General features: G+C 56.5%; 16 protein-coding genes. 11 read left to right on the top strand and 5 right to left on the bottom strand.

Annotation, left to right across the window (positions count from 1 at the left end):
• Nucleotides 1-90: 90 nt before the first annotated feature.
• Nucleotides 91-1,011: a LysR family transcriptional regulator gene (locus K3757_RS09310; protein WP_259994937.1), complete on the top strand. Its 921-nt coding sequence runs from the start codon at nt 91-93 to the stop codon at nt 1,009-1,011.
• Between the two features lie 75 nt (nt 1,012-1,086).
• Here K3757_RS09310 and gyrA read toward each other — a convergent pair whose 3' ends face one another.
• A complete protein-coding gene (gyrA, locus tag K3757_RS09305; RefSeq protein WP_259994935.1) occupies nt 1,087-3,840 on the bottom strand; it encodes a DNA gyrase subunit A in 2,754 nt (917 codons plus the stop codon).
• Between the two features lie 276 nt (nt 3,841-4,116).
• Between gyrA and K3757_RS09300 the strand changes: the two genes are divergently transcribed.
• Nucleotides 4,117-5,181: a DUF2855 family protein gene (locus K3757_RS09300; RefSeq protein ID WP_259994933.1), complete on the top strand. Its 1,065-nt coding sequence runs from the start codon at nt 4,117-4,119 to the stop codon at nt 5,179-5,181.
• A gap of 9 nt (nt 5,182-5,190) precedes the next feature.
• On the opposite strand, the gene K3757_RS09295 is transcribed toward K3757_RS09300, so the two are convergent.
• A complete protein-coding gene (locus K3757_RS09295; RefSeq protein ID WP_259994930.1) occupies nt 5,191-6,138 on the bottom strand; it encodes a radical SAM protein in 948 nt (315 codons plus the stop codon).
• A 245-nt stretch (nt 6,139-6,383) separates the two neighbouring features.
• On the opposite strand from K3757_RS09295, the gene zwf reads away from it, so the two are divergent.
• From zwf to pgi, 3 genes are read left to right on the top strand one after another with little or no spacing between them, the layout of a single operon-like run.
• Nucleotides 6,384-7,853, top strand: a complete 1,470-nt coding sequence (gene zwf, locus K3757_RS09290; protein WP_259994928.1) for a glucose-6-phosphate dehydrogenase — start codon at nt 6,384-6,386, stop codon at nt 7,851-7,853.
• On the top strand, nt 7,850-8,524 hold the full coding sequence (pgl, locus tag K3757_RS09285) for a 6-phosphogluconolactonase (RefSeq protein ID WP_259994926.1): 675 nt from the start codon (nt 7,850-7,852) through the stop codon (nt 8,522-8,524). The genes zwf and pgl overlap by 4 nt, the downstream gene beginning before the upstream one ends.
• Nucleotides 8,521-10,110, top strand: a complete 1,590-nt coding sequence (gene pgi / locus K3757_RS09280; protein WP_259994914.1) for a glucose-6-phosphate isomerase — start codon at nt 8,521-8,523, stop codon at nt 10,108-10,110. The genes pgl and pgi overlap by 4 nt, the downstream gene beginning before the upstream one ends.
• 91 nt (nt 10,111-10,201) lie before the next feature.
• Here pgi and K3757_RS09275 read toward each other — a convergent pair whose 3' ends face one another.
• Nucleotides 10,202-11,458 (bottom strand): sodium:proton antiporter, encoded by a 1,257-nt coding sequence (locus K3757_RS09275; RefSeq protein ID WP_259994911.1) that lies wholly within the window; start codon nt 11,456-11,458, stop codon nt 10,202-10,204.
• Nucleotides 11,459-11,635: 177 nt separating this feature from the next.
• On the bottom strand, nt 11,636-12,205 hold the full coding sequence (locus tag K3757_RS09270) for a DUF882 domain-containing protein (protein ID WP_259994908.1): 570 nt from the start codon (nt 12,203-12,205) through the stop codon (nt 11,636-11,638).
• 344 nt (nt 12,206-12,549) lie between these two features.
• Here K3757_RS09270 and K3757_RS09265 point away from each other — a divergent pair, with 344 nt between their 5' ends.
• The 5 genes from K3757_RS09265 to K3757_RS09245 are packed head-to-tail and all read left to right on the top strand — an operon-like array spanning nt 12,550 to nt 17,191.
• A complete protein-coding gene (locus tag K3757_RS09265) occupies nt 12,550-14,166 on the top strand; it encodes a murein L,D-transpeptidase (RefSeq protein ID WP_259994906.1) in 1,617 nt (538 codons plus the stop codon).
• Between the two features lie 29 nt (nt 14,167-14,195).
• Nucleotides 14,196-15,287, top strand: a complete 1,092-nt coding sequence (gene lpxD, locus K3757_RS09260) for a UDP-3-O-(3-hydroxymyristoyl)glucosamine N-acyltransferase (protein WP_259994904.1) — start codon at nt 14,196-14,198, stop codon at nt 15,285-15,287.
• 35 nt (nt 15,288-15,322) lie between these two features.
• On the top strand, nt 15,323-15,586 hold the full coding sequence (locus tag K3757_RS09255) for an acyl carrier protein (protein WP_259994902.1): 264 nt from the start codon (nt 15,323-15,325) through the stop codon (nt 15,584-15,586).
• Nucleotides 15,583-16,791 (top strand): beta-ketoacyl synthase, encoded by a 1,209-nt coding sequence (locus tag K3757_RS09250; protein WP_259994900.1) that lies wholly within the window; start codon nt 15,583-15,585, stop codon nt 16,789-16,791. Before K3757_RS09255 ends, K3757_RS09250 begins: the two co-directional genes overlap by 4 nt.
• Before the next feature lies 1 nt (nt 16,792).
• Nucleotides 16,793-17,191 carry a VOC family protein gene (locus K3757_RS09245; RefSeq protein ID WP_259994898.1) on the top strand — a complete coding sequence of 133 codons (399 nt, stop codon included), beginning with the start codon at nt 16,793-16,795 and terminating at the stop codon, nt 17,189-17,191.
• 48 nt (nt 17,192-17,239) lie between these two features.
• On the opposite strand, the gene K3757_RS09240 is transcribed toward K3757_RS09245, so the two are convergent.
• Nucleotides 17,240-17,863: an invasion associated locus B family protein gene (locus K3757_RS09240; protein ID WP_259994896.1), complete on the bottom strand. Its 624-nt coding sequence runs from the start codon at nt 17,861-17,863 to the stop codon at nt 17,240-17,242.
• Between the two features lie 474 nt (nt 17,864-18,337).
• Between K3757_RS09240 and K3757_RS09235 the strand changes: the two genes are divergently transcribed.
• Nucleotides 18,338-19,924, top strand: coding sequence for a DUF853 domain-containing protein (locus K3757_RS09235; protein WP_259994894.1), 1,587 nt, complete (start codon nt 18,338-18,340; stop codon nt 19,922-19,924).
• Nucleotides 19,925-19,947: the final 23 nt, after the last annotated feature.

Here is a 19,947-nt window from a genome sequence, read left to right as displayed (position 1 = left end):
CTTCAAAGTTGTTGCATGAGATATAGCTAGACCAACCGGTGAATAAAAATTATCATCAATCATGATTTCAATAAATATATGTGATGTATAATGCTGAACGCTACTTGGCTGGAGACCTTCACAACTCTCTGCGAAACGGGTCATTTTACGCGGTCGGCGGACGTGCTGGGGATGACCCAGCCGGGCGTATCCCAGCATGTGCAAAAGCTGGAGGCTCAGGTCGGAAAGTCGCTGATCGCGAGAGAAGGAAAATCCTTCACGCTGACCCCGGCAGGAGAAGCGGTTTTCGCCATTGGCAAGGCGCGGCGGACGCAGGAACGCGACCTGAAAGAGACAATTCAGGTTGATGACCCAATTGTGGGTGAGATCAGCATTGGCTGTTCTGGCAGCTTTGCCATGTGGCTCTATCCCCATCTTCTTGATCGCATGCAGAGCGCGCCAGAGCTTGTCATACGGTTGGCGGCTACCCCGCACAGCGGTATTGTGACCGCTGTTCTGGAAGGAGAGTTTGATCTTGGTGTGGTGACGGAACAGATTGAACATCCAAGATTGGACAACCTGAAATTCGGACGTGAGGAGCTGTGTTTGGTGGCCCCGCGATCGTTCGCCGGAGAAGCAGTCGAATTTCAACGTTTGGACGCCCTGGGGTTTGTTGCCCATCCAGATGGCTACGCCTATGCAGACGATCTGTTTTCACTGAATTTTCCAACTGAGTATAAAGGCGCGGATCGCTTGAACATTCGCACCTTCGTCAACCAGATCGGCCAGATACCCATCCCCGTTGCGCAGGGGCTTGGTTATACTATTTTGCCAAGATCCGGCATCGATGCGTTTACCGATAAGGAAAATTTGATGATCATTCCGCTTCCCGAACAGCGGCATCACGATCTCTGGCTTATCTCCCGTCGGGGTCGGACCGGCTTTGCGCGTGTTGCGGCAATGAGTGACTTGATCAAGCAGGTAACCAAAACCCTCGGATCGACTGTACCATCTGGAAACCCAGCTACATGAGCGAACCTTTTTGATGAACGAAAAGAGCCGCCTCAAAATGAAGCGGCTCTTATTAATTCTGCGCAAAAGTACGTTTTACTCTTCGGTATCGCCCTCGATGTCTTCTTCCTCGCCCTGATCGGCGATCCATGCCACTGAAACGACTTCCTCGTTTTTGCCAGTGTTGAACACTTTCACACCGCCGGCGCTGCGCGACCGGAAAGAGATTCCCTCAACCGGTACGCGGATCGACTGGCCCTTGGACGTGGCAAGCATGATCTGGTCGTCCATCTCTACAGGGAAGGATGCGACGATCTCGCCGTAGGGGAGCCCCTTGGTCCAAGCTGTGACACCCATGCCGCCGCGACCCCGCAGCGGATAATCATGGCTTGAGCTCAGCTTGCCCGCGCCGCCCGCTGTGATGGTCAGGATCAGGTTTTCTGAAGCCGACATTTCAGCGTAACGCTCTTGCGGCAACGGCATGTTTGCGTTGCCTTCTTCTTCGTCTACTGTCTCAGCGTCATCAGCAATGCCAGCCATGGCGCGGCGCATCTTGAGGTAGGCGGCGCGTTCATCGCTGCCCGCATCAAAGTGACGGATGATCGACATCGAAACGACCTTGTCATCGCCCAATAGCTTGATCCCACGGACACCGACGGAATTGCGGCTGTTGAACACCCGCACGTCAGTGGCACGGAAGCGGATCGCACGGCCAGAATTTGTGACCAGCATCACATCGTCATCATGGCTCGCGATGCGGGCGTTGATCAGTGTGGTGCCTTCGTGCTCATCCTCGAACTTCATCGCGATCTTGCCGTTCCGCATGACGTTGGTGAAATCAGACAGCTTGTTGCGGCGCACGGTACCGGCAGATGTGGCGAAGACAACTTGCAGGTCGTCCCATTCTTTTTCGTCACGGTCCACCGGCATAATGGCCGCAATAGATACACCTGTCGGAATCGGCAGGATGTTCACAATCGCCTTGCCTTTGGACGTGCGGCCACCTTGTGGCAGACGCCATGTCTTTAGTTTGTAGACCATGCCATCGGTTGTGAAGAATAATAGTTGCGTATGGGTATTGGCGACGAAGAGCGTGGTAACCACATCTTCTTCCTTGGTCGCCATGCCGGACACCCCTTTGCCGCCCCGACGCTGGCTGCGGAAATCGGCCAGTGGTGTCCGTTTGATGTAGCCACCGGACGTGACGGTCACGACCATGTCCTCACGCTCGATCAGGTCTTCGTCGTCCATGTCTCCGGACCAGTCGACAATCTCGGTGCGGCGCGGCACGGCAAAAAGTTCTTTAACCTCGGCCAGCTCATCACGGATGATGGCCATGATCCGGTCGCGGCTGCCCAAAATCTCAAGGTATTCCTTGATTTTGGAGGCCAGTTCTTCCAGCTCGTCGGTGACTTCTTTCACACCGATCTGGGTCAGGCGCTGCAAACGCAACTCAAGAATGGCGCGGGCTTGGGTTTCCGACAGGTTATACGTGCCGTCGTCATTGGCAGTATGGGTCGGGTCATCAATCAGCGCGATATATTCAAGGATGCCTGCTGCTGGCCAGCGGCGTGTCATCAGCTTTTCACGGGCTTCCGCCGCATCGGCAGAGGCACGGATGGTCGCGACGATTTCATCAATGTTGGTAACCGCTACGGCCAAGCCACACAGGATGTGGCTCCGCTCACGCGCTTTGCGCAGCATATAAGCGGTACGGCGCGCCACAACTTCTTCGCGGAAATCGATAAAGCAGGTCAGGAAGCGGCGCAGTGTCAGCGTTTCTGGACGGCCACCGTTCAGGGCCAACATGTTACAGCCGAAATACGTCTGCATTGGCGTGAACCGGAACAGCTGGTTCATAACAACTTCGGCAGTTGCATCGCGCTTTAGCTCGACCACGACGCGCACGCCGTTACGGTCGGATTCGTCCTGGACGTGGGCGATGCCCTCGATCTTCTTGTCGCGAGCAGCTTCCGCGATCCGCTCGATCATGGTGGCCTTGTTCACCTGATAGGGGATCTCGTCGATAACAATGGCCCAGCGATCCTTGCGGATCTCTTCGATGCGGGTTTTGGAGCGCACAATGACGGAACCGCGCCCTTCAAGATAGGCTTTGCGCGCACCGGAACGGCCCAGCATGATACCACCCGTCGGAAAGTCTGGACCCGGCACATAATCGATCAACTGCTCGGACGTCAGGTCCGGCTCTTCGATCAACGCAAGGCAGGCATCAATCACTTCGCCAAGGTTGTGTGGCGGGATGTTGGTCGCCATACCCACGGCAATACCGCCGGCACCATTGACCAGCATGTTTGGGAAACGCGCGGGCAATACTGTCGGCTCGCGATCCTTGCCGTCATAGTTGTCTTGAAAATCAACGGTTTCCTTGTCGATATCAGTCAGCAAGTAGGCCGCAGGTTTATCCATACGCACTTCTGTATAGCGCATGGCAGCCGCGTTATCGCCGTCCATCGAGCCAAAGTTGCCCTGACCGTCCAGCAGCGGCAGCGACATGGAAAAATCCTGCGCCATACGCACCAGCGCGTCATAGATCGCACTATCGCCGTGCGGGTGGTATTTACCCATCACATCGCCCACGGCGCGGGCCGATTTGCGGTAGGGCTTGTCGTGTGTGTTACCCGCCTCATGCATGGCATAGAGGATACGCCGGTGCACGGGTTTCAGGCCGTCCCGCAGATCAGGGATGGCGCGACTGACGATAACCGACATCGCATAGTCGAGATAGCTTGTGCGCATCTCATGCTCGATCGTCACCGAAGGCCCATCATACACGGGCCGCTCGGGGCGGTTTTCGTCTTCGTTTTCAGGGGTTTCCGGCGTATCGGTCAAAGTCTGTCCCAGCTTGGCTGATGTGTTCTATATATTGCGTTTTAGTATAACGCGAAGCCCATATAAGGTGCAATCCCATTGCGCCCAAAGCTTTAGCACATCATCGCGGCCCCTCTCAACCTACTGATTTATATTGAAACTTAACTCGGCCATATCACCGGCTTCTGGCGCGGCAAACCGCGATAGATCAGGAACGCGAAATGTCCCTGACGCCACGTTAAATGCCCAGCGGCAAAAACCATGACTAAGGTGGCTGAAAACCGAGGAGGAAAACCCATGCAACGCCTGTTGACCGATCACAAAACCATCACCAAGACCCGTCTTGATACCGTGCCGCAAGCGCCGCTCACATCCGGTCAGGCGCGCCTCAAGCTCGACAGTTTTGCACTGACGTCGAACAATGTGACCTATGCTGCGTCGGGCTTTGCAATCGGGTATTGGCATTTCTTCCCGACAGGGATCGAAGGGCAGGGACTGGTGCCGGTTTGGGGGACGGCAGAGGTGGTCGAAAGTGACAGCGCCGATCTGCCCGTTGGTACGCGACTTTACGGTTTTTATCCGCTTGCAGAAGAGCTTGTGATGCTGCCGCAACCGGATGGGCACGGCGGTTTTATTGATGCGGCGGCACACCGCGCAGAGCTACCCGCAGTTTATAACCGCTATACGCCTGTGCGCAGCGGCGATCCGGCTGATGATCACATGCGCGCGCTTTTGCAGCCATTGCTGGCAACGTCTTATCTTCTGTTCGATTGGCTGATGGACAACAATTGCTTTGGTGCAGAGCAAATCATCATTGGCAGCGCTTCCTCCAAAACCGGTCTGGGCTTATGCAAATACCTCGCCGAACCGACCGAGCGCAGCTACAAGATCATTGGACTGACGTCCGAGGGCAACCGGAGCTTCGTCGAAGGTATTGGGGCATGTGATCAGGTCCTTACCTATGACCAAATTGCCCAGCTTTCCGCATTGCCGAGTGTCTATGTTGATATGTCGGGGAATGCGCAGGTGAAGAGGCAGGTTCACAGCACCCTTGGTCCGCATCTCAAGCACTCATCTGCTGTCGGGATCAGCCACTGGGACCAGTTCCAACCTGAAAACAAGGTGGAAGGGGTTAAGCCGCAATTCTTCTTTGCCCCCGCGCAGATCGCAAAGCGGCGCGAAGAATGGGGTCCGGGAGTGATGGAAAAGCAAATCACAGCCGCCTGGAAACGCCTGGCCGCTGACGCGTCAAGCTGGCTGGATGTGCAAGTCCACCAAGGGATCAGCGCTGCGGCAGACGTTTACGGCGCGCTTGCCGAAGGCACGGCTGATCCACGGCACGGCCATATCATCACGCTATAGCAGGTCAACTCAGGCGGAGCAGCTTGCTCCGCCCAAAACGCAGAACTTGGCACAGTGCGGGTGGTTCAATGAGACATCGCGTTCTGCCTCCTCCAACGTCTCGCCCAATTCGAATTCAGGGGCGTAGGGCAACAGCGTGCATGCTAGAACCGCAGGCTTCTCAGCGCCGCGTCGCTTTACCACCATGCGTGAAGAGGCGCACATGACCGCATCGGGGGACTTATCCAATATGCCCCAGCAGGCTGTGGTGATCTCAGGGACTTCGACACTTTCGTCCATTTCCGGAAAAAGAACCGTTACTGCAGGGTCTTGCGCATCTATATTAAAGCCGTGTTCGGCAAAAAAATCTGCGTAGCCGGCCCGCGAATCCACATCACTGTCGCCAAAGACGGATCGTCCGGCAACGGCCATTCTAAAGCCGTTCTCGGAAAGCCATTTCATGCCGGTAAGGGTCTTGTCAAACGCCCCTTCACCACGTTCCGCATCATGCAGATCTGCGCGGTAATGATCGACCGATATCCGCAAGGTCAGCTTTGTCGGATAGGCGGCCTGTAGGCGCAGCAGACCTGCACGCATCGACTTGCGCATCATCGGCAGCATCGCATTTGTCAGGATCAGCACTTCATACCCACGCTCCAGCGCCGCCTCGGTCATCTCGATCATTTGGGAGTTCATGAAAGGCTCGCCTCCCGTGAAGGCGATCTCGCGCACATTCCACTTGCGGGTCTCTAACTGGTCAAGATAACTCCGGACTTCTTCAGCCGTGATATAAACCAGCGCATCGTTGGTCGGGCTGGACAGGATATAGCAATTGGCGCATTCGATATTACACAAGGTTCCGGTGTTGAACCAAAGGGTCTGCGGATCACTCAGGGCAACGGTCGCGCGTGCCTCACCCTTGGCAGTCAGCTGTGGGTCCGCAAATTTTCCATGATTGGCCAATACGTTGTCTTTCATGGGGGTATCCTTTTGCGCGTCTGTGTTGTTGTGAAGATGAGGTAAGGGAAACCCAAAGGCAAGAAAAGAGGCCGCACAGATATGCACGCTCTTGTGAAGAGAGGTGATTTGTGTATGTTTGCGCTAACATTTCAGCTCTCCAAGTGGATGGCAAATCCAAAACAACGACGTTGCCTTAGAATATTGGCAATATAGACTGACACGGGTTGCGCCCCGGTTGCGACAGACAAAAAGGACGGTCTCTCATGGTTTCACGCGTCATACCGGTTGATCTATTTGATCTGGTGATTTTCGGCGGCACAGGCGATCTGGCCCGTCGTAAAATTCTACCGGGCCTGTTCCGCCGCCTTTGTGCCGGTCAGATACCGCCAGAGGCCCGTATCATCGGCGCTGCCCGCAGCGAGATGGACACAGCGGGCTACCGCGACATGATCCGCGAGGCCATCGAGGAATTTGGCGGTGACCACGCCCTTGAACCAGAACTACTTGAGGCGTTCCTGACCCAGCTGGAATACGTCACGATCGATGCGCGTGGCGAAGATGGTTGGAAAGAGCTTCAGGCGCTTATGGCAGGCACCGAACGGGTAGAGGCCTATTACTTTTCAGTTGCCCCCAGCCTGTTTGGCGACATTGCAGAACGGTTGCAAAAATGGGGCATGGCGGACGCTGATGCACGGATCGTGGTCGAAAAGCCCTTTGGCCGTGATCTTGAAACAGCGCGCGCTCTGAACCGCACGCTCGCCGCTTTCTTCAACGAAGATCAGATCTATCGCATCGATCACTACCTTGGCAAAGAAACCGTGCAAAACCTGATGGCGGTCCGGTTCGGCAATATGTTGTTCGAACCCTTGTGGAACAGTCAATACGTCGATCACATCCAGATCACCGTGGCCGAAACGGTTGGTGTTGGCGGGCGTGGCGAATATTATGACAAATCAGGTGCCATGCGCGACATGGTGCAGAACCATCTAATGCAGCTTTTGTGTCTGATCGCGATGGAACCGCCTGCGCGCTTTGATCCCGATGCGGTGCGCGATGAAAAGCTGAAAGTGATCCGCGCGTTGGACCCTGTACCGGCCTATCATATTGTGCGCGGTCAGTATCAGGCAGAACCCTGCAATGAGGCCGAAAACCCCGGCTACCGCACAGCGGTGGACAACCCACGCTCCCGGACTGAAAGCTTTATCGCGTTGCGGACCCAGATCAGCAACTGGCGGTGGGCAGGGACGCCCTTTTATTTGCGCACAGGCAAACGCATGGCCGCACGGTCGTCCGAGATCACAGTGGTCTTCAAAGACACGCCACACAGTATATTTGCCGAAGATGCAGGCCGCCACCGGAACGTGCTGTCGATCCGGCTGCAACCAAACGAGGGGATCACGCTGGGCGTCACCATCAAGGAGCCGGGACCGGGTGGTATGCGACTGATCGATGTTCCTTTGGACATGTCCTTTGCCGAAACCCTTGACCCTGATGATGTCGAACATGTCGATGCCTACGAACGGCTTATCATGGATGTGATCCGCGGCAACCAGACCCTGTTCATGCGCGGTGACGAAGTAGAAGCCGCTTGGGCATGGACCGATCCGATTATTCAGGGCTGGGAGGCGCGTAATGATGTGCCAAAGCCCTATGATCACGGCAGCGCAGGCCCCACGGATGCACTTGAATTGATGCGCCGCGAAGGCCGCGAATGGCGAAAGTTTTCCGAATGAAACTGATAGAATACCCAACCCGCGACGGCATGATGGCGAAAGTTGCCGAAACACTGGCAGACGCCTTGCGCGCGGCTCTCGCTCAGCGCGACAAGGTCAGCCTTGCCGTGCCTGGCGGAACCACACCCGGACCTGTGTTTGACGCGCTTTGCGAAGCACCGCTTGATTGGTCCCGTGTTCACGTGCTGCTCTCGGACGAACGCTGGGTGCCGGAGACAGACGCGCAATCCAACGCGGCGCTTATTCGCGCCCGCTTGATGACAGGCCCTGCCGCCGCCGCCAGTTTCACACCGTATTTCACCGCTGATAGTGATATCGAAACAGCTGCGCGCGACTTGTCCGGCCAGCTTTCGCCCTTGCTGCCACTGGATGTCCTTTTGCTGGGGATGGGCGCCGATATGCACACAGCTTCCCTTTTTCCAAGTGCCGATGGCCTTGAAGCCGCGATGTCCGATGATGCGCAGATGTTCCTTCCCATAACAGTTCCGAACCAAGAAACGCGGCGGTTTACCCTGACCGCACCGGCCTTGCGCAATGCAAAGGCGACGCATCTGTTGATCACCGGCGATGACAAACGTGCCGCACTTGATCGGGCCCGAATGCTGCCTGCCCATCAAGCCCCCGTTCAAACCGTGCTGGACAATGCCACTATCCATTGGAGCGCGATATGACGCACTGGCAAACTCTGAGCGATCAACACGCCGCCGTCACCGAACGCAAGATCACCGATCTTTTCAAAGCGTCCGACCGGGAGAGCGATTTCACGGCTCAGGCCGGTGACATGTACTTTGACTACTCCAAAACCAACATCGATGCGGCAACCCGCGAAACACTGCTCGCGCTGGCTCGCGATGCACAAGTGGAAGCGCGCCGTGAAGAAATGTTCAGTGGCGTCCACATAAACGAGACAGAAGACCGCGCTGTGCTGCACACGGCGCTGCGCAATCTTGATGGTGACGCGGTGATGGTCGACGGTGAAAACGTCATGCCCGCCATTCATGATACGCTTGCTGCCATGCGCAGCTTTGCAACGGAAGTGCGCAGTGGCAGCTACACTGATGTGATCAACATTGGCATTGGCGGCTCTGATCTGGGGCCAGCCATGGCCGTGCGTGCCCTTGCGCCATACCACGACGGGCCGCGCTGCCACTTTGTGTCAAACGTAGACGGCGCAGACATTGCTGACACCCTGCGCGGGCTGAACGCAAAGACAACGCTGGTGATCGTCGCGTCAAAGACATTTACCACCATCGAAACCATGACAAATGCGCGCACAGCCCGCGCATGGATGACCGATCACGGCGGTGATCCGCAAAAGCAGTTCGCAGCCCTGAGTACGGCGCAGGACAAGACGGCAGACTTCGGCATTGATCCGTCCCGCGTTTTCGGATTCGAGGATTGGGTTGGCGGTCGTTACTCTGTCTGGGGACCAATCGGGCTGTCACTGATGATAGCTATCGGGCCGAAAGCCTTTGACGCCTTTCTGCGCGGTGCGCAGGCGATGGATGTCCACTTCCGCGCTGCAGACCTGCAAGAGAACTTGCCAGTTCTGCTGGCGCTCGTCGGGATATGGCACAATCAAATCGGTGGACATGCCACCCGTGCGGTGTTGCCCTACGACGAACGTCTTGGCCTGCTCCCCAACTACCTGCAACAGCTTGAAATGGAGTCAAACGGAAAAGGCGTTTTGCGGAGCGGCGCAGATAGCCCGCGCCACACCGGTCCCGTTGTCTGGGGCGCTGCGGGCACCAACGGCCAACACGCTTTTTACCAGCTCATCCATCAAGGCACTCGTGTGATCCCTTGCGAATTCTTACTCGCAGCCGAAGGACACGAACCGGAGCTGGCCCACCACCACCAATTGCTCGTCGCAAACTGCTTGGCGCAGTCCAAAGCTCTCATGCAGGGTCGATCACTGGAAGAAGCCACAAAAATCGCCGCGACTAAAGGTTTCACAGGTCCCGATCTTGACCGTCAGGCGCGCCACCGTGTTTTTCCCGGCAATCGCCCTTCTACCACCTTGCTTTATCCAAAGCTGGACCCTTTCACTCTGGGCCAGATCATCGCGCTCTATGAGCACCGCGTCTTTGTCGAAGGGATTATTCTCGATATTATCTCGTTCGACCAATGGGGTGTGGAATTGGGAAAAGAGCTGGCAACATCGCTACAGCCCGTCGTCGAAGGGACAAAAGACGCCTCAGAAGAAGATGGGTCAACAGCCGCGCTGATTGACTATATTCGGCGCCACGGTACCTGAGTCCATATTTCTTTTGGTTAAAAAATATCCCGGGGGAATTGGCGCCCGCGCCAATGGGGGCTGGCCCCCAATACTCCGGCTGTAACAGGCTTCAGACCATGTCGGGCGCGCGCCCGACGCGGTTGGCCAGCTTTGCCACCGTCAGCCCCTGAACAATGATGGAGAAGACGACGATCACATAGGTGCAAGTCAGAATCAGCGGCTTCCATTCGCTTTCCGGCAGGGACAGCGCCAAAGCAACGGAAATGCCGCCCTTCAATCCGCCCCACGTCATGATCGGTACCACGCCTGCGTTGAAGCTTCGGAAGGGGCGCAGCAGCATTACGGGCACTGCCACCGCCACCAAACGGGCCACAAGTGCCAGCGCAATGGCGGCAGCGGCTGTGAAAAGAATATTATCAGCAAAAACGATCGCAAAAACCTCAAAGCCGATCAGCAGGAACAAGACCGCATTAAGAATTTCGTCAATCAATTCCCAAAATCCCGCGACGTAGGTGCGCGTCTGTTCGGACATTCCCTTCGCCGTTCCCACATCTCCGATCAATAGTCCCGCACAGACAGCCATAATCGGGGCCGAGACGTGTAGCCAAACGGCAAGTTCATATCCCCCGAACGCCAAGCCAAGCGTCAAGAGCACTTCAAGAGCATAATCATCAATCCGGCGCATCACGCGGAACGTCAGCCACCCAAGCACGAGCCCGAGCACAGCGCCGCCCACGGCTTCCTGAAAGAACAGCAGCGCGGCATTGGCCAGCGGGCTGCCAGCTGCGCCATGGGACTCACCATGCGGGAAGGCCAGTCCGACAAGCACCAGAAACACCACGTAGCCGACACCATCGTTAAACAGACTTTCGCCGGCAATCTTCGTCTCCAGCGCTTTGGGCAGCTCGGCTTCGCGCAATACTCCAAGTACCGCCACCGGATCGGTAGGAGAGATCAGCGCCCCGAACACCAGCGCCATCATCAAGGGCATGCCCGTCAACCAGGAAAAGCCGAAGCCAACAATCAAGGTAGACAGCGCAATGCCCAGAGTAGCCATCAGAAAGACGACCCGCCACTGCTGTCTCAGATCTCCTATTTTGACATGAAGCGCGCCCGCAAAAAGCAGCAGTCCCAGCATGCCTTCCAGCAAGGCTTCGGAAAAATCGATCCCGGTGACAATGCCGCGGACTGTGTCAGCGATGTTCAGCTCGGGCATCACACGATCAATTCCAAGCAGAACAAAGGATGCCAGCAACGACACCACCAGAATACCGATCGCAGAGGGCAGGCGGAGATAGAGGTAGTTGATGGTTCCGAACGCGCCGGCAAGCACGATAAGAAGTGAGGTGATTTGCAAGAAGGTCATAGTCGTTACTCCGGCAGCATTTCCATCCTGCGTCGCATGTCAGGGGCTTGCACGCAACGATTGATCCCTGTTGTGCCCAACAAGGGCAACGCAAACGAGACTTGAAGGTCGTAGCGGCCAACGCATAAAAAAACGCCCCGATGGGGCGCTTCTTTTGTATTTACATGTGTTCAGGTCTTAGCCGCCCCATGTGCGTACTGTGCCGCAATCCATATGAACAAAGTTCGAGCCGGAATAACGACCAACGCCGCCACCACGACATACAGCGGCCGCTTTGGCCATTTGTCCAACACTTCGAGAGCTGAGACGCAGGTCGGCTGCCTGACCACGCATGTGCAGCGAATTCTTGGCAACACCTCTTGAACGCGAACGCAGCATGGCGTTGGTTTTCGGGCTGCGGTATCCGGACAACAGCATATAGGGCTCGTTCACATCCAAAAGGTTGTGGGCCGCTGCCATGATGTCAACGGTACGCAGATCCATTTTGATCGCGTCGTTGGTGCGCCAGTCGCGCATGAAATAATTCACTTCCTTGACAGCATCGGCGATGTAATCGCCTTCGATCCAGTAGATCATATCGATGCGTTCGCCCGTGCGGCCGGAATACATCTTGATCCGGCGGATATCGCCTGCGCCACGCAGAAAACCTGCTGCGTTCGCGAATGTCGGAGCTGCCGTAACTGCCGTTGCCGCGAATGCACCAAGAAGGCCGCGGCGGGTCATACCCGTTGAACTGTTAAGTGCCATAAGTGTCTGTCCCGTTTCTTGCCAAAGTGAGGCGTGCCTGAAGATTCTGCCAATTTGCCCGTGATGTTACACGCGCCTTATTATCATCTCCCCAGATGCCCTATCTCTATTACATAGTGGAAATTAGGAACCAAGAGGTGAATCGATTCCCCGGATGTAATGGGGAATTTTCGGCAATATTTTGCGCATTTTTGGAACTCCGGCGCAAGTTGTGCGTTAGCTGTTGCTCTTTACGCACCATCCTTTCCGGTATTTATCAATCTATCCAAAATGTGAATGGACTTACCTTAGACCCCTCGGGCATGGTTTTTCCAATTTAAAATGAATGAGTAAGGGGACCTTACATGCTGCCGACGATGCGATTCCCGATTGCACCAAGACCCGTCCTTTTCGCATTGGCGCTCGGCGCAATTTTCCTGGCTCCCCAGCAGCAGGCACAAGCACAGGTCACAGCCTTCAAACAGGCGGTGGCAGAGACAGGCGCACGCGATGATGCCATTGCCGAATTCTATCGCGCACAGGATTTTGAGGGCGTCTGGACTGGTACCGATCAGGTGCATGCAGCGCGGCGTTCTGCCTTGCTGAACGCGCTGCGCCGCGCCGGTGATCATGGTTTGCCGGTGGCACGCTATGACGCAGACGCGCTTGAGCGCCAGATGCGCAATGCGCGGTCAGTTCGTGATCTGGGCATTATCGAAGTCGAGATGACACGGATGTTCCTGCAGTATGCCCGCGATATCCAAAGTGGCGCGCTGGTTCCCCAGAACGTCGTAAGCGCGATCAAACGCGAAGTTGAGTACACGGATCGGGCTGAGCTGATCTCGGGGTTGCTGGCGGCGCAGCCTGCGGCTTATCTCCGCGGCCTCGCGCCGCGCACCGTGGAATACGGTTCCTTAATGAAGCAAAAGATGCTGCTGCAGGAAAAATCCCGTACCGGCGGATGGGGACCGACTGTGAACGTGTCATCGCTCAAGCCCGGCGATTCCGGTCCGGCAGTTCTGGCACTGCGCAACCGGCTTATGACCATGGGCTATCTGGGGCGCACCAACGCGCGCGCCTATGACACGGCAATGACCGCCGCAGTCCAAAGCTTTCAGAAAGCCCATGGACTTGAGCAAGACGGCGTCGCCGGCGCAGGCACCATCAAAGAGCTGAACGAGAGTATCGACACGCGGCTCAAATCCGTGCTGGTTGCCATGGAGCGCGAGCGTTGGTTGCACCGCGAACGGGGCAAGCGGCATATCCTCGTCAACATTCCCGACTTCACCGCCAAAATCATCGACGACGGGCGCATCACCTTTGAAACCCGTTCCGTGGTGGGCGCCAACAAGGAAGACCGTCCCACACCCGAATTTTCGGACGAGATGGACCACATGGTCATTAACCCAAGCTGGTATGTCCCGCGTTCAATTGTGGTAAACGAATATCTTCCGGCGTTACGAAACAACCCCAATGCCGTGCGCCACATCGAGATCACCGACCGACGTGGCCGTGTGATCAACCGGTCGTCGGCAAATTTCGCCAAATATAGCGCGCGGAACTTCCCGTATTCCATGCGCCAGCCTCCTAGCCGGTCAAACGCATTGGGTCTGGTGAAGTTCATGTTCCCGAACAAATACAACATCTATCTGCATGACACGCCTGCAAAATCCTTGTTCAGCCGCGAAGTGCGGGCCTACAGCCATGGCTGTATTCGTTTAAACGACCCGTTTGATTTCGGTTATGCGTTGCTGGCAAAACAGGAAGCCGACCCAAAAGGCTATTTCCAGTCCCAACTGCGCACAGGTCGCGAAGCCCGTGTTAACCTGAAAGAACCGGTACCGGTCCACATCATCTACCGCACAGCCTTCACTGATGCGCGCGGCAACCTGAATTTCCGCCGGGATATTTACGGGCGGGATGCGCGGATCTGGGATGCGCTGCAAAAGGCGGGGGTGGAACTCAACCTCGTTCAGGGTTAAATCTGCGCGCAACTCGAGCGGAGCGCATTATGACCCACACCATCAAAGATATTGCACTGGCGTTGGGGGCTGAAGCCCTCGGCGCCACTGACATTGTGATCACGCGTGCCGCCGAACCTGGCATGGCGGGGCCGGATGATCTGGCGCTTGCGATGAATCCCAAATTTGCGGAAACCCTGACCCAAGGCCGCGCCCGTGCCGCCATGGTTTGGCAAGGCGCGGATTGGGAAGCCTTGGGGCTTGAGGCCGTTATCATCGCGCCGCGCCCGCGCTTTGCGATGTCCGGCCTGACAAAGCTGCTTGATAACGGACAGGGCTTTGACGTTGGCATCCATCAAACCGCATTTGTCGATCCTGAGGCCGAGCTTGGCGACGGCGTAAGCGTTGGCCCTTTGGCCGTCATTTCCAAAGGTGCGAAGATCGGGGCCGGATCGGTAATCGGTCCACAGTGTTTTGTCGGCTGGAACGCCACGCTGGGCGAAGAAGCATATTTGCGCGAAGCCGTTAGCATCGGCGCACGCGTCACCATCGGTGACCGCTTCATCGCGCAACCGGGTGCGCGCATTGGCGGCGACGGTTTTTCTTTTGTGACCGCAGAACCCAGCAACGTTGAATCTGTCCGCAAAACTCTGGGCGATCAGGGTGAGGCAAAAGCGCAGGACTGGACGCGCATCAATTCGCTCGGATCGGTCACCATTGGAAGCGATGTGGAGATCGGCATGGGGGCCACCATCGATTGCGGAACCATCCGCGATACGATCATTGGCGACGGAACCAAGCTCGATAACCAAGTGCATTTGGGCCATAATGTTGTGGTCGGGCGCAACTGCCTGATCTGCGGGCAGGTGGGTGTTGCAGGATCGGCTACAATCGGGGACAACGTGGTGCTGGCCGGACAATGTGGGGTAAGCGACAACATTTTTGTGGGCGACGGGGTGATTGCCGGCGGCGGGACCAAGTTAATGTCAAATGTTCCTGCGGGCCGAACCATGCTGGGCTATCCGGCCACCCAAATGGACAAACAGGTCGAAGGCTACAAGGCGCTACGCCGCTTGCCACGCCTGATGCGCGATGTGGCCGAATTGAAGAAATCTATTTTCAAAGACCCATCTGATACCTAAATCCGGCTCAGGGGCCGCGAAAAGGAACGAAAGCAATGAACGTCAAAGATCAGGTCATCACCATCATCGCCGAACAGGCCGTGCTGGAGCCCGAAGACGTCACGCTCGACAGCACTTTGGAGAGCCTTGGCATCGACAGTCTGGGGTTGGTTGAAAGCATTTTTGCGATTGAGGAAGCTTTCGACATCACGGTGCCGTTCAATGCCAACAATCCGTCCGAGTCTGATTTCGACATCAGCACTGTGGCCAGCATCATCGCAGGCATAGAACGCCTGCGCGCCGAGCAGTCTGCCGTATGAAGCGGGTCGTCATCACCGGCGCAGGTACCATTAACGCGCTGGGTCAATCCGTTGCCGAAACCTATGCAGCGATGCGTGAGGGTGTCTGCGGGATTGGCGCGCTGGAATTCCGGGACGTGGAACGCCTGCAAATCCGCATCGGCGGTCAGGTCAAAGGCTTTGAGGCAGAGGGCCGCTATAACCGCCAGCAGATGTCGCTTTATGACCGCTTCACCCAATTTACCCTTGCCGCTGCCCGTGAGGCGATTGAGCAGTCGGGCCTGACCTTTACCGGAGAAACCGCCGCGCGTTCTGGCGTGGTTCTGGGCACGGCAGGTGGCGGTGTCAGCACGTGGGATGACAATTACCGCGCTGTCTATGAAGAAGGCAAAAACCGCGTACACCCCTTTGTGGTGCCAAAGCTGATGAACAATGCAGCGGCGTCGCATGTCAGCATGGAATGGAACCTCAAGGGGCCGTCGTTCACGGTTTCCACGGCCTGTGCCTCGTCCAATCACGCGATGGCGCAAGCGTTCATGATGATCCGCTCGGGCATGGCGCCTGCGATGGTTACTGGCGGCTCTGAATCAATGCTCTGCTTTGGTGGTGTAAAGGCATGGGAAGGCTTGCGCGTCATGTCCCGCGATGCCTGCCGTCCGTTTTCGGCCAATCGCAACGGGATGGTACAGGGCGAAGGGGCCGGTATCTTTGTTTTTGAAGAATACGAGCACGCGCGCGCCCGCGGTGCAGACATCCTGTGCGAAGTCGCGGGCTTTGCCATGTCTTCGGACGCGGCTGATATTGTCATGCCCTCGAAAAATGGCGCGGCACGGGCCATGGCGGGGGCGCTTGCGGATGCGGGCCTGAATCCCTCGGACGTAGGCTATATCAATGCCCACGGCACCGGCACAGCCGCCAATGACAAGACTGAATGCGCCGCCGTGGCTGATGTCTTTGGCCCCCATGCAGACCAGTTGATGATCAGCTCGACCAAATCCATGCACGGCCACCTGATCGGGGGTACCGGCGCTGTCGAGCTTTTGGCCTGTATTATGGCGCTGCGGGACGGGGTCATTGCCCCGACCATCGGTTATGAAGAACCAGACCCGGAATGTGCGCTGGACGTTGTCCCGAATGAGGCCCGTGATGCAGACGTCAGCGTCGCGCTAAGCAATGCCTTCGCCTTCGGCGGCATGAATGCTGTTATCGCCCTTCGAAAGATCTAGAATGGTTCAGTCTATCGCCCATATCGCACTGGTTGTCCGGGATTACGACGAAGCCATTGCGTATTACTGTGATGTTCTGGATTTTGATCTATTGGCAGATGAATACCAGCCTGAACAAGACAAGCGGTGGGTGTTGGTGCGTCCGAAAGGCGGGGCAGGGACATCTTTGCTGCTGGCCCGTGCCGACGGTCCCGATCAAGAGCCATTTGTCGGAGCCCAGTCAGGTGGCCGGGTTTTTCTTTTTCTGGAAACAGATGATTTTGAACGCGACTACGCCGCATATTGCGCGAAGGGTGTCACGTTCACGCGGCCGCCGGTCATCCAACCCTATGGCCGCGTGGCTGTCTTTTCCGATCTTTACGGCAATCTCTGGGATTTGATCCAGTTCACCGCAAAATAAAAAAGCCGCACCCGAAGGCGCGGCTTTTCTTAAATCTGTCTTGTTCTTTTACTGGTCCAGAACGGAAACTTTATCATAAGACGCTGTGAAGCCTTCAAGTGACAAGGTCAGTTCCACTTTCTGATCAGGTGCCAACGCGGGAACGATGGTCATCTTCGCCTCATTGCCACGCTTGAACGCCGCGATGTCAGCAGCCGTCAGGCCCAGACGTACGTAGCAACCAACAGGATTACAAAACGCATAGGGGTAGCGGCGCGCTTTGTCGCCATCTACAGCCATTGTGAACTGCTGTGGCAGGGCGGTTTCGAGTGGGACGATAACCGTGGCGCCGGCGATTGCTTTGCCACCATCGGGCAGGCGGAACAGCGACACTTCAGCAACGGGAACACCTTCGCCATCGTCAAGCAGCTGGTACATCTGGCAAGGCTCTTCGCCTTCTTCAACCTTGATGCAGCGCATTTCCCACGCTCCGATTGTTTCGCGTGTGTAAGGTTTCCCGATCTCGGTTGCCCCGCTTGCATCCTCACCGAGGCTCAGCAGATCCTGAACGTCAGATGTGGCAGGCGCTGTTTCTGCTTCTGCGGCAGGTTCGGTTGTCTGTGCAAGAACAGCAGCCGGTGCGAATACAGCAAGAGCGGCGCAAAGCGTCATGGCTGTCGAAAACTTGGTCATTTGAAATCCGTCGGTTGTTTGCATTTCTTCCGCTTTATCACCCCAGATACCGGATGTCAGGGGGCATGCGCATAACATGATACGTCATAGAGCGATTTTCTGCTTGTGGGATGATCAACCGTCACAAAAACCCTGAGTTGCAGGCAAAAAAAAGAGGGCAAAGAATGCCCTCTCTTTCGATTTTTTGTAACTCCCTGTCGGACTGAGCCGACTTATTGGCTGTACGTTAGTCAAGCAGGCGCAATCGGTCAACCGGAAAAACCGCATAAGTTTGAGCAGCCATTTCAACCATTTGGTAAAAAAAAGCCGTACCCGAAGGCACGGCCAGTCTGACAGGGAGGAAGTGTCCGCGGTCAAAGGACATTAGAACCGCCGACAACTTCACTATGGCGCCCAAAAGTTAAGGTAGTATGTTCGTCCGGTGCGTTACCGGTGTCCTGTCTGGAACGCGGAAAGCAACAGGAGAATGATATAGTGAGCTCGGATCTTTTTATCGGCGGCGGCGGGCCGGACTATGGCACGCAACAGTTTTTATCGCTCAAATACGCAAACCGGCATGGTCTGGTGGCGGGTGCGACCGGGACAGGTAAAACGGTCACCTTGCAAATCATGGCAGAAGGCTTTGCCAACGCAGGCGTGCCCGTGTTTCTGTCAGACGTCAAAGGCGACCTGAGCGGGTTGGCGATGGCCGGTGATCCGACGCATAAGCTGCATGGCCCCTTCACCGAACGCGCAGAAAAAATCGGATTCGGCGACTTCAAATACGAAGCCTTCCCCGTCACCTTCTGGGACCTCTTCGGAGAGCAGGGGCATCCCGTCCGCACGACGGTATCCGAAATGGGGCCGCTGCTGTTGGGCCAACTCTTGGGCTTGAGCGAAGCGCAGGAAGGTATCCTCAACATTGCATTCCGTGTCGCAGACGAAGACGGCATGGCGCTGCTCGATCTGAAGGATTTGCAGGCTTTGCTGGTCTGGATTGGTGAGAACGCCAAAGATCTTTCGCTGCGCTATGGCAACGTGTCGACCTCATCTGTGGGGGCCATCCAGCGCCGTTTGCTGGTACTGGAAAACCAGGGCGGCACCAAGCTGTTTGGTGAACCTGCGCTGGCGTTATCTGATCTGATGCGCACAGATGCGGACGGCCGAGGCATGATCAACATTCTCGCGTCTGATCAACTGATGGGCGCCCCAAAGCTTTATGCGACCTTCCTGCTTTGGCTGCTTTCCGAGCTGTTCGAGGAATTGCCCGAGGTGGGCGACGCAGACAAACCCAAACTGGTCTTCTTTTTTGACGAAGCGCATCTTTTGTTTGATGACGCGCCCAAGGCTTTGGTCGACAAGGTGGAGCAGGTTGCCCGCCTGATCCGCTCAAAGGGCGTCGGGGTTTATTTCATCACGCAAAATCCGGCGGATGTGCCGGAAGATATCCTTGGTCAGCTTGGAAACCGTGTCCAGCACGCCCTGCGCGCCTTTACGGCCAAGGACCAGAAAGAACTGCGCATGGCGGCGCAAACCTACCGCGACAACCCGGCCTTCAGTACCGAAGAAGCCATTCGAGAGGTCGGCGTTGGCGAAGCTGTCACTTCCATGCTGCAACCAAAGGGCGTGCCGGGCATTGTGGAGCGGACCTTGATCCGCCCGCCTTCATCTCAGCTTGGCCCGATCACGGACGCGCAACGCAAAGCATTCATGGCATCCTCTGTCATGGCCGGAAAATACGACACGCCGATCGACCGCGACAGCGCCTTTGAGATGCTGCGCGAACGGGCTGCAACGGCTGCCGCTGAGGCAGAAGCCGCCGAAGCAGCCATTGCAAAAGCCGAAGAAGACGCGAAGGCGGCAAAAGAAGCCAAGGAAAACACGCCGTCACTGCGTGAGTTCAAGGCTGCGCGCCGCTACGCAAGTAAGGATGCCGAGCCACGCCGGACATCCAGCCGCAAATCCTCCTCTAACGAAGGCATTGGTGGCGCAATTGCCAATGTGGTGATCAAGGAGCTGAAAGGCACGACCGGCCGCCGCATTGTGCGTGGCATACTAGGCGGACTGTTCAGGGGGCGCTAGGCCCAAAAAGAACCGCGCGCTGT

It is taken from the genome of Sulfitobacter sp. S223 (assembly GCF_025143825.1).
Lineage (GTDB): Bacteria > Pseudomonadota > Alphaproteobacteria > Rhodobacterales > Rhodobacteraceae > Sulfitobacter.
The sequence above is the reverse complement of the archived record's forward strand: the minus strand, read 5'-3'. Positions and strand labels throughout refer to the sequence as shown.

Excerpts from the sequence above, each read along its gene's own strand:
- pgi (WP_259994914.1), top strand. The coding sequence starts at position 8,521 with ATGACGCACTGGCAAACTCTGAGCGATCAACACGCCGCCGTCACCGAA.
- zwf (WP_259994928.1), top strand. The coding sequence starts at position 6,384 with ATGGTTTCACGCGTCATACCGGTTGATCTATTTGATCTGGTGATTTTC.
- K3757_RS09240 (WP_259994896.1), bottom strand. The coding sequence starts at position 17,863 with ATGACCAAGTTTTCGACAGCCATGACGCTTTGCGCCGCTCTTGCTGTA.
- pgl (WP_259994926.1), top strand. The coding sequence starts at position 7,850 with ATGAAACTGATAGAATACCCAACCCGCGACGGCATGATGGCGAAAGTT.
- K3757_RS09255 (WP_259994902.1), top strand. The coding sequence starts at position 15,323 with ATGAACGTCAAAGATCAGGTCATCACCATCATCGCCGAACAGGCCGTG.
- K3757_RS09270 (WP_259994908.1), bottom strand. The coding sequence starts at position 12,205 with ATGGCACTTAACAGTTCAACGGGTATGACCCGCCGCGGCCTTCTTGGT.
- K3757_RS09300 (WP_259994933.1), top strand. The coding sequence starts at position 4,117 with ATGCAACGCCTGTTGACCGATCACAAAACCATCACCAAGACCCGTCTT.
- K3757_RS09295 (WP_259994930.1), bottom strand. The coding sequence starts at position 6,138 with ATGAAAGACAACGTATTGGCCAATCATGGAAAATTTGCGGACCCACAG.
- K3757_RS09275 (WP_259994911.1), bottom strand. The coding sequence starts at position 11,458 with ATGACCTTCTTGCAAATCACCTCACTTCTTATCGTGCTTGCCGGCGCG.
- lpxD (WP_259994904.1), top strand. The coding sequence starts at position 14,196 with ATGACCCACACCATCAAAGATATTGCACTGGCGTTGGGGGCTGAAGCC.
- K3757_RS09310 (WP_259994937.1), top strand. The coding sequence starts at position 91 with ATGCTGAACGCTACTTGGCTGGAGACCTTCACAACTCTCTGCGAAACG.
- K3757_RS09250 (WP_259994900.1), top strand. The coding sequence starts at position 15,583 with ATGAAGCGGGTCGTCATCACCGGCGCAGGTACCATTAACGCGCTGGGT.
- K3757_RS09265 (WP_259994906.1), top strand. The coding sequence starts at position 12,550 with ATGCTGCCGACGATGCGATTCCCGATTGCACCAAGACCCGTCCTTTTC.
- K3757_RS09245 (WP_259994898.1), top strand. The coding sequence starts at position 16,793 with ATGGTTCAGTCTATCGCCCATATCGCACTGGTTGTCCGGGATTACGAC.